Source organism: Pseudomonas sp. BN102 (assembly GCF_029871245.1).
GTDB lineage: Bacteria > Pseudomonadota > Gammaproteobacteria > Pseudomonadales > Pseudomonadaceae > Metapseudomonas.
Map to the genome: position 1 here is coordinate 1 of NZ_SSON01000075.1, position 14892 is coordinate 14892.

18 protein-coding genes and 1 pseudogene are annotated in these 14892 nt (G+C 65.4%); 9 read left to right on the forward strand and 10 right to left on the reverse strand.

The window, feature by feature from the left end:
- The 9 genes from E8F12_RS21225 to E8F12_RS21265 form a co-directional block, all read right to left on the reverse strand.
- Positions 1-341 (reverse strand): GNAT family N-acetyltransferase (locus E8F12_RS21225; RefSeq protein WP_280324847.1); only part of this gene is annotated, 341 nt, incomplete at its 3' end.
- 338 nt (positions 342-679) lie between these two features.
- Positions 680-1177 carry a GrpB family protein gene (locus E8F12_RS21230; protein ID WP_280327164.1) on the reverse strand — a complete coding sequence of 166 codons (498 nt, stop codon included), beginning with the start codon at positions 1175-1177 and terminating at the stop codon, positions 680-682.
- Between the two features lie 223 nt (positions 1178-1400).
- Entirely contained in the window at positions 1401-1928 is a 528-nt protein-coding gene (locus E8F12_RS21235) for a cytochrome C (RefSeq protein WP_280327165.1), read from the reverse strand.
- 17 nt (positions 1929-1945) lie between these two features.
- The gene (locus tag E8F12_RS21240; RefSeq protein ID WP_069084045.1) at positions 1946-2467 is read right to left on the reverse strand and encodes a methylamine dehydrogenase light chain; all 522 of its coding nucleotides are present in this window, start codon (positions 2465-2467) and stop codon (positions 1946-1948) included.
- A gap of 15 nt (positions 2468-2482) precedes the next feature.
- The gene (mauD, locus tag E8F12_RS21245) at positions 2483-3094 is read right to left on the reverse strand and encodes a methylamine dehydrogenase accessory protein MauD (RefSeq protein ID WP_280327166.1); all 612 of its coding nucleotides are present in this window, start codon (positions 3092-3094) and stop codon (positions 2483-2485) included.
- Positions 3095-3097: 3 nt separating this feature from the next.
- Complete coding sequence (locus E8F12_RS21250; protein ID WP_280327167.1) at positions 3098-3637, reverse strand: MauE/DoxX family redox-associated membrane protein; 540 nt, start codon at positions 3635-3637, stop codon at positions 3098-3100.
- Positions 3638-3649: 12 nt separating this feature from the next.
- Positions 3650-4801, reverse strand: coding sequence for an amine dehydrogenase large subunit (locus tag E8F12_RS21255; RefSeq protein ID WP_280327168.1), 1152 nt, complete (start codon positions 4799-4801; stop codon positions 3650-3652).
- Between the two features lie 427 nt (positions 4802-5228).
- Positions 5229-5744 carry an ankyrin repeat domain-containing protein gene (locus tag E8F12_RS21260; RefSeq protein WP_280327169.1) on the reverse strand — a complete coding sequence of 172 codons (516 nt, stop codon included), beginning with the start codon at positions 5742-5744 and terminating at the stop codon, positions 5229-5231.
- A 97-nt stretch (positions 5745-5841) separates the two neighbouring features.
- Complete coding sequence (locus E8F12_RS21265; protein ID WP_280327170.1) at positions 5842-6462, reverse strand: LysE family transporter; 621 nt, start codon at positions 6460-6462, stop codon at positions 5842-5844.
- A gap of 134 nt (positions 6463-6596) precedes the next feature.
- Between E8F12_RS21265 and E8F12_RS21270 the strand changes: the two genes are divergently transcribed.
- Positions 6597-7043 (forward strand): Lrp/AsnC family transcriptional regulator, encoded by a 447-nt coding sequence (locus E8F12_RS21270; RefSeq protein ID WP_280327171.1) that lies wholly within the window; start codon positions 6597-6599, stop codon positions 7041-7043.
- A 2-nt stretch (positions 7044-7045) separates the two neighbouring features.
- Here the strand turns inward: E8F12_RS21270 and E8F12_RS21275 are convergent, their stop codons facing one another.
- Positions 7046-7306, reverse strand: a complete 261-nt coding sequence (locus tag E8F12_RS21275) for a hypothetical protein (protein WP_280327172.1) — start codon at positions 7304-7306, stop codon at positions 7046-7048.
- An 87-nt stretch (positions 7307-7393) separates the two neighbouring features.
- Between E8F12_RS21275 and soxR the strand changes: the two genes are divergently transcribed.
- From soxR to E8F12_RS21315, 8 genes and pseudogenes are all read left to right on the forward strand, one after another.
- On the forward strand, positions 7394-7852 hold the full coding sequence (gene soxR / locus E8F12_RS21280; protein ID WP_280327173.1) for a redox-sensitive transcriptional activator SoxR: 459 nt from the start codon (positions 7394-7396) through the stop codon (positions 7850-7852).
- Between the two features lie 122 nt (positions 7853-7974).
- Positions 7975-8094, forward strand: a pseudogene (locus E8F12_RS21285) (DUF6691 family protein); the annotation flags it as partial.
- A gap of 62 nt (positions 8095-8156) precedes the next feature.
- Positions 8157-9020 (forward strand): MBL fold metallo-hydrolase, encoded by an 864-nt coding sequence (locus E8F12_RS21290; protein ID WP_280327174.1) that lies wholly within the window; start codon positions 8157-8159, stop codon positions 9018-9020.
- Between the two features lie 192 nt (positions 9021-9212).
- Positions 9213-9587 carry a DUF2946 domain-containing protein gene (locus E8F12_RS21295; protein ID WP_280327175.1) on the forward strand — a complete coding sequence of 125 codons (375 nt, stop codon included), beginning with the start codon at positions 9213-9215 and terminating at the stop codon, positions 9585-9587.
- Positions 9588-9697: 110 nt separating this feature from the next.
- Positions 9698-11737, forward strand: a complete 2040-nt coding sequence (locus E8F12_RS21300) for a TonB-dependent receptor (protein ID WP_280327176.1) — start codon at positions 9698-9700, stop codon at positions 11735-11737.
- Between the two features lie 577 nt (positions 11738-12314).
- Complete coding sequence (locus tag E8F12_RS21305; protein WP_280327177.1) at positions 12315-12896, forward strand: hypothetical protein; 582 nt, start codon at positions 12315-12317, stop codon at positions 12894-12896.
- Positions 12897-13060: 164 nt separating this feature from the next.
- Positions 13061-13678 (forward strand): LysE family transporter, encoded by a 618-nt coding sequence (locus E8F12_RS21310; protein ID WP_280327178.1) that lies wholly within the window; start codon positions 13061-13063, stop codon positions 13676-13678.
- A 344-nt stretch (positions 13679-14022) separates the two neighbouring features.
- Positions 14023-14892, forward strand: an 870-nt coding sequence (locus E8F12_RS21315) for a carbon starvation CstA family protein (protein WP_280327179.1), incomplete at its 3' end; no start/stop codon positions are given.

The window sequence follows — 14892 nt, forward strand, 5'->3', positions numbered from 1 at the left end:
CCCCGGCGCCGATAGGCCGGTTCGACGAAAACATTCAGTACATAGCCGCGCTGGTCCAGGTTCGGATGGGCCGGATGAGGAGGCCAGTCGATAGTCATGAGGCCTATCGCCGCCACAGGCTGTCCATCGTCCATCAATGCAAACCCGTAGTAGCGGCCATCGACCAGACGCCGATGCAACCAAGGCCGGAAGTGCTCGGTCATCACCCGCAACTCCGCTGGAACGCCTCCGGCCTCGAGGAACATGGTTTCGCGATGGACACAAATCATCTGAAGGTCATTCAGCTCCAGCCGACGTGCCTTCAAACCTGAAAAGTCGATTTCACCGAGCATCTCTTTCATCGCATGGACCAATACGGAGTGGTCGATGCTAGGGCGGGGGCATGGTGAGTGAAAGGCGCAGATCGAAAGGAAATTCTCCATACAGCGATCGCTCTCAGACCCGAGATACCAGCATCAGCTGGAAGGTGCAGTGCGAATGCCCGTTTCTGGCCGGAAGCGCAAATTGAGCAGTGACGGTGGTATGACGCGATATTCGCCAGCTGCGCTGACGGCCTTCCTATCCAGGTGAGTGGAAGGCGTCAGGCAACCGCAGAATGTGTCCGCCAATGCTAGTCAGCCACCGCGAAACAGTCGGTGGTCGTTACGAACGGAAGTCTTGCCAAGTTGGTTGCCGTGTTTCAGTTCGATCTCATCAACGCATCTATAAAGGGAGCCTTCTTGGCCAGGTACTCGCCGATGCCTTCGCGATTGCTTGCTTCGAGCTGGAGCTTCAGATCCTGGTATTGCTGCCGGATCGCAGGGTCGCGCCTGAGCAGATCGCGGAAGCGGAGCATGCGCTCGATCTGCGGGTGACCACTGACGCAGACATGTACCTTGTGCGTTCTCACGCCGCCCACATCGCGACGGTAGAAATGGTGTCCCTCGGAAAGGTCGCTGCCTCGCACGTAGCCCAGGGTGTGCATGAAATCGTTTCGCGCCGACTCGTCTCGATGCTCGGATACCTCGATCAGGACATCGATCTCAGGCTTGGCCGCAAGCCCCGGAACGGCTGTGCTACCAACGTGGTGAATATGGATGAGTTCGGCTTGAAAACCTTCTGCGATGCGCGCTTTCTCGCCGAGGAAGAGGGCAGGCCATCTTCTGTCGTAGCGGGAGATTTTGCTGGTGAGTGCCATGGCGTGTTCGTTGCCTTGTATTTGCCGAGATCGCGAGAAAGGGGGAAAGATTAATTTCTCCTTCTCGGAATGTCCGCCCCTGGCTCAAAGCAGAACTGTATTGCTTGCCCGCTTCTCGTTGGGCTTCGCGTAGCTCAGCCACAACCTACGGGAGGTCGGTTCTCCACAGCGCGGGAAAAAAAGCCCGCCATGAAGGCGGGCCACAAGCCGTCCAGCAAAAAACTCAGTCGTTCTCGCTCATCCCATCCTCGATGGCGATGCCTTGCTCGCGCATCTGTTTGATCAGGCCGGCGCGGGTGTCGGGGAGGTTGAGCAGGGCGACCTTGCGGACCGCGGCCACTTCCGCCTCGGTGTAGGGCTGGTAGTGCTCTGGCATGCTCTTGCCGGCCATGCCGTCCTTGCGCATCAGCCAGTTCAGCAGGTCGGCCAGCTGGGCGTTGTTCAGCGCCGACTGGGACATGCCCGGCACCCGCACGAGGAACTCGCGGCCGCCTTCCACCTTGAGGAAGTTGCCGACGAAGTCCTTCATCTTCGGCGTGTCGTTGGCCTTTGATCCGGTGCCGTCGCCCAGGTGGCAGCCGGCGCATTGCAGCTGGTAGTTTACCTGGGTGCTGTAGCCGGCCTGGGCGATGGGCTTCTGCAGCTCCTCGTTGCCTGGCGCCGGTTTCTGGTTGGGGTCCGGAATGGCGCGGGCCAGGGCCAGCGGGGCGGCCATGGCGCACATCAGTCCGGCAATCAACAGGTAACGCATGGCAGCCCTCCGGCAGGTCAGATCGCGACGCCGCGGATGATGGAGACGGTGCAGTGGTAGATGTGCGACTTGGCCGCCAGGCACCAGTTCACGTCGTTGTTGTTGAACGGGCGGTACATCGGCTCCTCGCTGTCGTTGCGGGTGCAGGCGCATTGGGCGCAGCTGTGCTTACCGCAGCAGTCGTTGTAGGAAATGATGTAGTCCTTGCCGTCGGCCGGGTTGCGGCAGGTGCCGATCCAGGTCACCTGGGACGCCTCGGTGCCCGGCGGGCAGGAGGTTACCGAGCCACCGCAGCAGCTGCACAGGAAGCCGTCGATGGAGCAGTAGCGCCAGTAGTCGCAGCTGTTGGGGTCACCCGGATCGCCGGCCTTGGGGGCTTCGGCGGCCAGGGCCTTGCTGGTGCGGTCGATGGGCAGCAGCACCGGCAGGGCGGCACCGGCGACCATCAGCGAGCCGAGGCGGGCCAGGAGTTTGCGCCGCGAGGTGGTGTCGGCGACGTGGCGCGTGGAGCGCTCGAACAAGCGGTCTAGCAATTTCATGGAGAGCTCCCTTCCTTAGTGGTTGTGTGCGCCGTTGGCGTGCGTGTGGTTGTGCAGGTACTGCTGCAGGGTGGCGCTGCCCAGATGCTCGGCTTCGAACAGGCTGTCCAGGTGCTCGCGGGAGTTCACCAGGCCCTTGGAGCGCAGCACGCCGGCGTTGTCGATCAGCGCGGCGTAGGGGAGCTTGCCGATCTGGTAGGTCATGCCCACTTCCGGGCCGACCACGTAGGTGGCGTCTTCCAGCTTGTGCTCGCGGATCAGCGCCTGTTGCGCATCCATGTCGCCGTCGCTGACGTAGACGACTTCGAGGCGGTCGGCCTGGTCCTTGGCGATGGATTTGATGGCCGGCAGCAGGGATTTGCAGATGGGGCAGGTGGGCGAGAGGAAGAACAGCAGCTGGGCTTTCTCGCCGGCATAGCCGAAGTTCACCGGGCGGCCGGTACGGTCGGCGGCGGTGACTTTCGGGGCGGGTTCGTTGACGGCCACGCCTTTGTCGACCATCAGCGCGCCGGCAGGGGCCAGGCGGCCGTGGAGTACGCCGATCTGGCGAACCAGGCCCATTACGGCGAAGGCCAGGGCGATCAAGAGGCACCAGAGCAGGACGTTGGAAACGATAAGGGCTTCCATAATTCACCTTCCAATAAGTTTGAGCAGACGGGGGCTGTTGGCCATCAGGCCAGCAGCGGCGGCATAGACAAGCAGGGCCACGGCGGCGGAGGCGATCACGACGAAACTGTCGAACACGCCCAGGTCGCGGCTGTGGGGGGCGAGGCTGGCGACCAGCGCCAGGCCCACCAGTACGGCGTTACGGGCAAGCAGCACCGGGCGGATCGGCTGGGCCTGTTCGGGCCCGGCGCAACCGCAGTCGATGTCGCGGCGGCCGCGCCACAGGTTGATCGCGATGGCTCCGGCGTAGCCGGCCAGCAGCGCGGCGGCGGCCAGTGCGGCAGTGCCGCGGCTGGCGGGCACCAGCAGGGCGAAGGCGACGGCCACTTCAACGAAGGGCAGCAGCCGCGCCACCGGGCGCACCAGGCCGCGCGGCAGCAACTGGTAATCCTCCACCTGGTTGGCGAAGCGGGCCGGTACGCGCAACTTGTGGGTCGCCGCGCTGGCCAGGATCACCGCGACCGCGAGAGCGGCGGCGATGACGAAGATAGGATCGGCATGCATGGCTGCACCTCGTCAGTGGCTGAGGACCTGGATCGGCGTCTTGGCAATGCGCTCCATGGTCCCGGTGTGCTTGCCGCTCTTGAGGTCGAACACTTCCAGGCCGCCGCTGATGTTGGTGCCCAGCAGCAGGGGCTGGTCATCGCTGGTGGCGTGCAGGCTCCAGATCGGATTGGGCGCTTCCAGGGTGGCGATGCGCTTGTGGGTCTTGAGGTCGTAGACCCAGACGAAGGGGCTCGGGTCTTCCCACTTCATCGGCTCGTGGGCGTCGTGCATCAGCACATAGAGGCGGTTCAGCTTCGGCGCCACGGTGATCAGCTGCCAGCCGCCCGGCGCCCAGCCGGCCTTCTTCTCAGTGTCCTCGACCAGTTCCCAGGCCTCGAGGATCTTCGGCTCCTTGCCGGAGAAGTCGACACCGCGCACGGTGCCGGTGGTGGTGACGAAGTAGTAGGTGTCACCCACGGCGTAGGCGCGCTCCACCAGCTTCTCGGCGTTGGGGTCGAAGAAGGCGGTGTGGGTGCGGGAGACTTCCTTGCCCTCGTCGTTCAGGGTCACCAGCTGCAGGTTGCCGTCGCCGCAGAGGGAGGCGAAGGAACGCTTGCCGACCGGGTAGTTGAGCACGCAGCCGGGGATGGCGATCTCGCCGGCGACGGCCTTGGCCTTGGTGTCGACCACGGTCACCGAGGTGGACGGGGTGAAGTTGTAGACGTAGACGAAGCGGTCGTCGGCGCTGGCGCCCACGGCGTAGCGCTGGGTCAGGGTCTCGGCGCGCTTGGTGGGGATCAGCACTTCCCAGGAGGGCGAGAGGGTGCTGGTGTCCCAGGCGGTCAGCACATCGGTGCGGGTGCCACGGGTGCCGCGGGAGTAGAACAGGTCGGCGGTGTACAGCAGCTTGCCGTCGCGGCTGAGCGTCGAGGGCGCGGCGAAGCCGGTGCTGACCATGCCGAGCATCTTCTTCTTCACCGGGTCGACCACGGTCACGCGGCCGGCGACGAAGTTCTCGAACTCCACGTCGACGATGTAGGCGCGGTGCGGTTCCGGCGGGAAGGGCAAGGTGGTCTGGCCGATGCCTGGATCGGCCGGCAGCTCGGCACTGGCATGGCCGAGGCCGATGAGCGAGACGCCCAGGGCCAGCGTTGATTGGGCGAGGATCCTGGTTATTCGCATAAGGGCGGCTCCCTGAATTATTGGTATGCGGGTCGCGGGTGCAGGGCAGAAATCTGCAGTCCTAGTCTGCCTCCGGCCGGTGGAGGGGAGCTTGTTGTCCGTGCCAACCCCTTGTGTGCCTGTGCCACTTGTTGTGGCGGGCTGCCAACGCCCATGGGAATGCTCGCCAAAAAGCATAGCCCTGCCAGGGACGGTCTTGCGTCACGCCCAATGGCGCGCGCTGGGGATGGTGATGCCCCGGACGTGACCCGGGGCTGCGGTGTGGCATGTCCCGGATCTCATCCGGGCTTCGGACTAGAGAGGTAGGGTGCGCCGTGCGCACCCTACCGAGGGGCAAGCCCGTAGCCCGGATGCAATCCGGGAATCATGGTTCAGGCATTCCCCGGATTTAATAGGATGGCGCTGCTTCTTGCGGGGGGGTCGCCAGTTAGCCAGGGGTCGCTGTCAGGGCCTCCACCGCATCCTTCGCCCCCATCCGCTGCGCCAGCAGCAGCGGCGTCACGCCGTCCGCATCACTGGCCTTGGGGTTGGCGCCGCGCTCGATCAGCAGGCGGATCACCTCCACCCGGTTGAACATGGCCGCCATCATCAGCGCCGTCTTGCCGTCGGGGGTGGCGCCTTCCACGTCCGCGCCGAACTCCAGCAGCAGTTCGACCATGGCCACGTCGCCCTTGAAGGCGGCGCCGGCAATCGGGCTCTGGCCGGCGCTGTTGCGCAGGTTGGGGTCGCCGCCCTGTTCCAGCAGCAGGCGCGCGGTGTCGAGGTGGCCGTTGTAGCTGGCCAGCATCACCAGGCTGTCGCCCTTGTGCGAGCGGATATTGGCGGGCAGGCCCTGGGCGAGCAGTTCGCCGAGGCGGGCGCTGTCGCCGGCGCGGGCGAGGTCGAGGACCTGCTGGGCGAAGGCGAGGGTTTCATCATCCAGTTGCTGCTTTTGTTCCATCATGTCGGCTCCCTGGTTCGGCTGGAAAACATGCCGTGCATGATAGGCGGTGCATGGGCCAGCGGTGAGCGAAGAGAGTCTATTGGGACCATTGCCAGTTTCAGCTGGCGACCACCCGCGCCAGCTGCCAGGCGGCGAAGCCCAGCAGGAAGGCCCCGGCCGTGCGGTCGATCCAGCGGATGGCGTGGGCGTCCAGGCGGTGGCGCACGGTGGCCACGCCCAGGCACAGGGCCAGCCACCAGAGGGCCGAGCCGCAGAAAACGCCGACGACCATCACCAGACCGGCCGGTCCGGACAGGGCTTCGCCGCCGGCCAGGGTGGCGAAGATGGCGATGAAGGAGAGAATGGTCAGCGGGTTGCTCAGGGTCAGCAGGAAAACGGAGGCGAAGGCTGGCAGCGCCCGCACCGGGTCGCCGGCCCTGGCGGCCCGCTCGGGCGGAGCTGCGCGCAGCATGCGCAGGCCCATCCAGGCCAGGAAGAGAGCGCCGGCCAGGGCAAGCGGGGTGGCCAGGGCGACGAAGGCCTGGGTGATGGCGCCAATGCCGAAGGCGCCCACGGCCCCATAACAGGCATCCGCCGCTGCTGCGCCCAGGCCGCTGATGAAACCGATGCGCGCGCCATGGCCCAGGGTGCGCTGGATGCACAAGAGGCCGATGGGCCCAACCGGCGCGGCGATGGACAGGCCGATCAGGACGGATTTGAGAAATAGCAGGCCTTCCACGGAATGGGCTCCAGGCGTTGTGGACATGGCCGATATTCTGCGCTGCACTGCAACTGGCTTGAATGCAGGGATTACGGTTGTTCGCGCAAGCTGCCTGAACAATTAACGAAATAAGCCGGGGAGGCCTGAGAAAAATGGAGCTGGATAGCAAGTCCTGGAAAATCCTGCAGGTGGTGCAGAACGAGGGGCGGATTTCCCTGACCGACCTGGCCGCCCGCGTCGCCCTCTCCCTGCCCGCCACGTCCGAGCGTTTGAAGCGCCTGGAGGAGGCCGGGGTGATCGAGGGCTATCACGCCCAGGTGTCGGCGGAGGAGGCCGGCTACCAGGTGATGGCGCTGATCGGCATGACCACCCCGCAGCCGGAAAAGGCGCGGCTGATCGCCCAGCTGCAGCAGATGCCGGAGGTGCTCGAATGCCTCCACGTCACCGGGCAGGATTCCTTCATCTTGAGGGTGGTGACCCGCGACATTCGCCATCTGGAGCGCTTCGTCGGCAGCATCAACCACTTCGGCGAAACACGTACCTCCATCGTCATGTCGGCACCCATTCCCCTGCGCGGGCTGGAGCCGCCGCAGGGCTGACCTCAGGAGAAGAAGCGCAGCGCCTTGATGGCACTGCTCCAGAGCGGCTCGTCCAGGGCCTGCAGGCCGGCCTGCCCCGCTTCCATGGACTCCCACTGGGCCCGGTACAGGACCCGGCTGCCGTCGTCACTCCGCTCGCAGTGACTGGAGATCAGGCCGGGCTGGCCGCGCAAACGGCGTTCAAGCCTTTCGCTGTAGTCCTCCCGCGCCGGATCGAGACGGTATTCGATTTCCAGGATGACACCCTGTGCATGCTGCTCCATGTGCTTTCCCCCTGTTTCTGCCTGGTTGTGCGATGCAGGCCGGCAGGGTAAAACCTCAACCAAACTTGAGGTCAAGAGGGCGAATCCATGGACAGCAAACCCGAGCGTTTCCTCAGCGTCGGCCAGCTTGCCGCGCGCTGCGGTGTGGCCGTTTCCGCCCTGCATTTCTACGAAGCCAAGGGGCTGATCCGCAGCCAGCGCAACGGCGGCAACCAGCGCCGCTACCGTCGGGAAATGCTGCGCCGCGTCTCGGTGATCAAGGTGGCCCAGCGTCTGGGCATTCCCCTGGCCTCCATCCATGCCGCGCTGCAGACCCTGCCGGAAGGCCGCACCCCCACGGCGGCGGACTGGGCCCGGCTGTCCGAGCAATGGCGCGCCGAGCTGGACGAGCGCATCACCCGCCTGACCCTGCTGCGCGACCAACTGGCCGGCTGCATCGGCTGCGGTTGCCTGTCCCTGGAGGCCTGCCCGCTGCGCAATCCTTGCGACGAGTTGGGCGGGGAGGGGGCAGGGCCGAGGTTGCTGGACGGGGGTGAACCCTTGTAGGGGCGAATTCATTCGCCAAGGGCGGCGAAGCTGCCCCCTGAGATCTGGAAGGCCGAACCTGCGGACCGGTTGGCGAATGAATTCGCCCCTACAGGCAAGCGACCCACTCCGCATGGAGGCAATGGGGTGTGGCCGGCATCTGCCCGGGGCCAGCTCCGGCGCTTGCGCTGACCGGCGACTGGCAAATCTGGTTGTTCGTCCCGGCCATGGTGGCGGGGATGTTCCTTTTTTCGGCCCTGTAAGGCCGGCACAAGTAAAGGCCCCGGGAACTAAGCTTGAAGAGTCCAGGAGAGGAGTCCGCCCCATGAACCCGCAAGTGGAAGCCTTCTTCGATCTGGCCACCTGTTCCTACAGCTACGTCGTCAGCGACCCCATCAGCCGCCGCTGCGCCATCATCGACCCGGTGCTGGACTACTGTGCCGCCAGTGGCCGCACCTCTCATGCCGGGGCCGAGCGCATCGTCGACTGCATCCGCGAGCAGGGGCTGGTCGTCGATTGGCTGCTGGAAACCCATGTCCACGCCGACCACCTGTCCGCCGCCGCCTGGCTCAAGCGCGCGCTGGGCGGCCAGTTGGCCATCGGCGGATTGATCACCCAGGTGCAGCAGCGTTTCGGCGATCTCTTCAATGCCGGCCAAGATTTCGCCACCGATGGCCGCCAGTTCGACCGCCTGCTCCAGGACGGCGACCGCCTGGCCATTGGCAACCTCGAACTCCGGGCCCTCCATACACCGGGGCATACCCCAGCGTGCATGACCTACTTGATAGGCGACGCCGCTTTCATCGGCGACACCCTGTTCATGCCGGACTACGGCACCGCCCGCTGCGACTTTCCCGGTGGCGACGCGCGCTCCCTGTACCGCTCCATCCGGAGGCTGTTCGCGCTGCCGGACGCGACCCGTCTGTTCCTTTGCCATGACTACAAGGCGCCGGGCCGCGACGACTATCGCTGCGAAACCACGGTGGCCGATCAGCGCGCACGCAACGTGCATGCCCACGAGGGCGTCGATGAAGAGGCCTTCGTCGCCATGCGCATCGCCCGTGACGCCACCCTGGCCATGCCCGCCCTCATCCTGCCGGCGGTGCAGGTGAACATGCGCGCTGGGCACCTGCCGCCGGCCGAGGACAATGGCATCCATTACCTGAAGATTCCGCTGGATGCGCTCTGAGAGCATGAGCCGGGTATGTGGGGGCGATTTCAATCGCTAAGCAGGCCGAAGGTCTGCCCTGATGAATCCGGGGGCCGCTTCGCAGCCCTTGGCGATTGAAATCGCCCCCACAAAGAGCGAGATACCTGCGGCAATCCACCACACAGCTTTCCTGCTTCCAGCCCTGAAAGCCCGATGCTAGAGTCGCCGCCCATGAATCTGACCCGCCAAGACCGCTCGCTGATTGCCTGGATGCTCTATGCCTGCGTCCTGCTCAATCTGTTCGCCTGCGGTTTGCACCATGGGCAGGCGATGGGCCTGCAGCTGAGCGGTATCGGCGGGCAGTTCTGCTCCGTCGGCAGCGACGGCGGTCCCGCTCTCGATGGCGGTCTCGGCGGCGCCTCCGCCAGTCTCTGGTCCAACCTCTTCAGCTGCCCCTTCTGCGCCGGCGTCACCCTCAGCGTCGCCTTCCTCTTCGGGCTCGCCTGGCTGTTCCGCCCGGGCAGGGTCCGCCTCCTTCCGCGCGAGCGGCGCAGCAAGGCGCCCCCGCGACACGCCTGGCCACCAGCCAACCCCCGCGCTCCCTAGCAGTGTTGTTTCCGGCCACCGCGCCCAATGGCGCGGCGCCTGCCCGTGCCTGGCGGTCCGCCAGGCCGACCAAAAGAACAACGCCGAACACTGACCTTTGGGAGTGCACCATGCACAACGCCTCCATGCTGAGCCTGCTCGCCCTTGCCGTGAGCTTCGCCAGCCTTGCCCACGCCGAGCATGTGGAACTGGACAAGACCCTGGTGGAAGGGGAGTACCGCCAGGACTCCACCGCCCCGACTCTGGCCGAGAAGAAGGCCGACTTCTCCCACATCCCCGGCGGGGCCGGGGTGGTGGATGCCGAGACCTACAAGACTGGCCGCAGCAGCACCCTGCAGGATGCCCTGGGCCTGGCCACCGGCGTCTTCGTCCAGCCGCGCTTTGGCGCCGAGGAGGCGCGCCTGTCGATCCGCGGCTCCGGCCTGCAGCGCACCTTCCACGGTCGCGGCCTGCTGCTGATGCAGGATGGCGCGCCAGTCAACCTGGCCGATGGCAGCTTCGACTTCCAGGCCATCGAGCCCCTGGCCGCCGACCACGTCGAAGTGCTGCGCGGCGCCAACGCCTGGCGCTACGGCTCGGCCAACCTGGGCGGTGCCATCAACTTCGTCACCCCCACCGGCAAGACCGCGCCGCAGGCCACCCTGCGCGCCGAGGCCGGCAGCTTCGACTACCAGCGCCTGTATGGCGCCTTCGCCCAGGATTTCGGCGACTGGGATGGCTTCGTCAGCCTCAACGACTACTCCCAGGACGGCTACCGTGACCACTCGCGGCAGGACAACCAGCGCTACTTCGCCAATCTCGGCGGGCGCATCAATGAGCGGCTCGCCACGCGCTTCTACCTGACCCATGTCGAAACCGACTCCGACCTGCCGGGCAACCTGACCAAGGCCCAGATGCGCCGCAATCCGGAACAGGCCGCGCCGGGCAATATCACCGGCGACCAGCAACGCGACTTCAACCTCGACCGCCTGGGCAACCTCAGTGTCCTGCAACTGGACGGTGGCCACAGCCTGGAGCTGGCCAGCTTCTACAGCACCAAGTCGCTGTTCCATCCGATTTTCCAGGTGCTGGATATCGACAGCGAAGACTACGGCCTGCGCGTCTCGCACAAATGGGCGAACGAGCAGGGCTGGCGCTGGACCGGTGGCGTGGAAGCCAGCCAGGGGCGCAACTGGGATTCGCGTTATGTGAACGTGGGCGGGGAGAAGGGCCGCAAGGTCAACGAGCTGCACCAGACCGCGCGCAACCTGAATGTCTTCGGTGAGCTGGAAGTTCCCCTGGCCGAACGCTGGGCGCTTATTGGTGGCCTGGCCTGGCTGCACCAGGAACGCGAGGTCGACGACCGCCTGCGCTGCAATGCGTTCGTCCCCGGCTTCTGCCTGGCCCAGGACGAATCCTTCGACAAGCGCTATATCGGCCGCATCGCCCGTATCGGCCTGCGCCACGACCTGAGCGACGAGGTGCAGCTGTTCACCAACCTCAGCCAGAGCTTCGAGCCGCCGACCTTCAGCGAACTTACCGGCGGCCAGGTGGTGACCGCCAACGACGCGCAGAAGGCCAACACCCTGGAAGCCGGCCTGCGTTGGCAGCGGGAGAACGTCGATCTGGACCTGGCCGTCTACCGCAGCGAGATCCGCGACGAGCTGCTGACCCTGAACGATGCCAATGGCCAGCCGCTGGGCACGGTCAACGCCGACCGCACCATCCACCAGGGCGTGGAACTGGGCGGCGCCTGGACCCTGGGGCAGGTCGTGCTGCGCGGGCAGTACCTGTTCAACGACTTCCGCTTCGACAACGACGACGTCTACGGCGACAACCGCCTGGCCGGCTTGCCGCGCCAGTTCGTCAAGGGCGAGGCGCTGTGGCAGCGCGAAGGCTGGTACGCCGGCCCGACCTTCGAGTGGGTGCCCAATCACTACAACGTCGACCAGGCGGAGACCCTCTACGCCGATGGCTATTCCATCTGGGGGCTGAAGGGCGGTTATCGGCCGATGGAAGGCCTGGGCTTCTTCGTGGAGGGACGTAACCTTTCCGATAAGACCTATGTCGCCACCACCGGGGTGATCGCCGACGCCCAGGGCCGTGACAGCGCCCAGTTCCTGCCGGGCGATGGCCGCAGCCTGTATGTCGGCCTGGAATGGCGCATGTGATGCTGTCGCGGCTGCCGACCTTCATGGCCGGCGGCCGCCTGCCGGGGGAAGTGCCCGATGAGCAGCCGCACCCGTTCCACCCGTGGCAGGCGAGCTCGCCGGGAGCACAGATGGCCGCTGATGGGAGCCTGCCTGTGGCTGTTTGTGATGACCCTGCTCGGCGCCGAGATGGCGGGCGGCGAACGGATGGGGCAGGGCGCCTTTCCCGATGAAGGGTGTGGGCAGGACGCCAGCACGGGACAAACGGAACGGATGGGAAAAGCCAGGGGCCTATAATGGCCGGTGCGGTACTTCCAGAGTTCAAGCACCTCCGCCATCCTGATGTTCGCGCTCGTGCCAATTCTGACGGACGGTGGGGCCCGGCACCTTCCTGACGCGGTGCCAGGCCCGAACACCACCGGAGGAGAGAGGCGGTTTGCCCGGCCCCGAGCATGGCCAGTGGCAGCACAGCGATTTATCCATCCCCGGCCATCTGGCCCGCCAACCCTTGCAAAAAGGGATCATGGACTGCCCCCTCTTTCCGCCCAGCGGCCACCCGCCGACTCCACCCTGCGGGTGCCTGTAAGGAGGTACAGACATGAAAAGAACATTGGCGCTCTCCATACCCGTACTACTGCTCGTCGGAGCGCTGGCGTCCACCACCCTGGCGGAAGATGGCGTGCTGCGATTCAGGGGCGGGATAGGCGTCCTGCCGGTCTCCAGCGGCCAGGGCATCGAAGCCATAGCCACCGTGGTCAACCGCAATATAGTGCGCGGCGTTCAGCCGGCCGGGCAGATCTGGGTGATTCGCAAATTCAATGCCATGATCAGTGTGGCGGGTGATATCCAGGCGGACGGGCGTGGCCTGATACTCGGCGGTGGCAACAACATAGGCCGGGCCACCGGCCAGTCGGTGTTCGCCACGTTGTTCTGCGGTGCTGTGGCGCCCTTCACGGAAAGCAGCTCCAACCTGGTAGGCGTGCCCCTGACCGAGGAAGGCGACTTCGTGATCAATGACGTGCTTGACCCTGCACCTCCCACCCCCTGCGACAGCCCCGTGCTGCTGATCCGCAATGCCGCCAACTCCAGCTGGTTCGCCGCGGGTATCCCGCGGGCCCAACTCGCCCCGGACGAAATGGCTGAAGATCCGTTGATCGATATGCCGCCGGCCATGCCATAGGTTTCGGCTGAGTAAAACGAAGCCCAACATCTCGCGCGGAAGTTGGGTTTCGTTCCTCTGCGCCAATCGCTTCGAAGCGGCCACGACCAGGGGCCCATTCCGGTCAATCCATCTGCAGGTATACTCGCCGACATCTTCCCTGACCCACACCACAGGAGGGTGCCGTGGACTACCTCGGCGCGTTGCTGGCCATTTCTGGCGTCCTGATCCTGAGCGTTGTCAGCCCGGGCCCGAATTTCGCCATCGTCACCTCCACCGCAACCCTGCGTTCGCGCGGCGCTGGCGTGGCCACCGGGCTTGGCATGGCTGCCGCCTCCGCCACCTGGGCCATGCTCGCCGTGGCCGGGTTGGGGCTGATCGTGTCTCAGGTGGAATGGCTCTACCTCGGCATCAAGCTGGTCGGCGCCGCCTATCTGATCTGGATCGGCGGGCGGATGATCCTCGGCGCCCGCAAGCCACCGCAGGCCACCCCCGAGATGCTCGAATCCAGCGCCTTCGCCGCTGCGCGCAAGGGCTACCTGGTGAGCATGACCAACCCCAAGGCACTGGCTTTCTACGGCAGCATCTTTGCCGTGATGGTGCCGGCCCATGCGCCGGGCTGGTTCTACGCCGCCATCGTCATCATCGCCGCCGCGGTTTCCGGCCTCTGGTACTGCGCGATGGCGGTGCTCTTCTCCAGTCCCGCCGTCCGCGGCGGCTTCATGCGCTTCAAGGCGGTGTTCGAGACCCTGATGGGTGTGTTCCTGGTGGGGTTGGGCGGCAGGTTGTTGCTGACTCGTTGAGTGCCAAGGCGGGAAGGGCAGGGACTGGGCTTGCGAGTGAGCTGTACTCAAAGTGGCTCGCTCCTACAAGTGCGGACGTCATGCTTCGAACGCGGATATCGGCTCCCTCCCTTCACGGCCGAAGAGCGAACCTGCGGTCCGCTTCGCGATTGAAATCGCCCCCACAATGAACCGAGCCTCCATGCAGGAAGGTAATGCTGGCTACGTAGTATTACGTAGGCATGCCTCGTAGTTGTGCGAATGTCTCCGCAGGCGCCAGGCGCCGATAGTGTCTGCTGCCCTTATCCGGGCATAAACAACAACAAAAGGCGCCGCAGCTAACCGCCAGCGGCAGGAGACCTTCGATGACCCAATTGGCTACCCGAATTGCCTGGTTCGCCGTTGCCGTGCTGGGCGCATTCGCGCTGGGCACCGTGGCGTTGCGTCGTGGCGAAGCCATCAACGCCCTCTGGATAGTTACTGCTGCGACCGCGATCTACCTCATTGCCTACCGCTACTACAGCCTGTTCATCGCCAACAAGGTGATGCAGCTGGACCCCACCCGGGCAACGCCTGCGGTGTTGAACAACGATGGCCTGGACTACGTCCCGACCAACAAACACATTCTCTTCGGTCACCACTTCGCCGCCATCGCCGGCGCCGGCCCGCTGGTGGGCCCGGTGCTCGCCGCGCAGATGGGCTACCTCCCCGGTACGCTCTGGCTGATCGCCGGGGTGGTGCTGGCCGGCGCGGTGCAGGATTTCATGGTCCTGTTCCTCTCCACCCGCCGCAATGGCCGCTCGCTGGGTGACATGGTCCGCGAAGAAATGGGCCGGATTCCGGGCACTATCGCCCTGTTCGGCTGCTTCCTGATCATGATCATCATCCTTGCGGTGCTGGCGCTGATCGTGGTGAAGGCCCTGGCCGAAAGCCCCTGGGGCATGTTCACCGTGATGGCGACCATCCCCATCGCGATGTTCATGGGCATCTACATGCGCTACATCCGCCCGGGCCGCATCGGCGAGATCTCGGTGGTGGGTGTCGTGCTGCTGTTGGCCTCCATCTGGGCCGGTGGCCTGGTCGCCGCCGACCCGGTCTGGGGTCCGGCTTTCACCTTTACCGGCGTACAGATCACCTGGATGCTGATCGGCTACGGCTTCGTTGCCGCCGTGCTGCCGGTGTGGCTGATCCTGGCGCCGCGCGACTACCTGTCGACCTTCCTCAAGATCGGCACC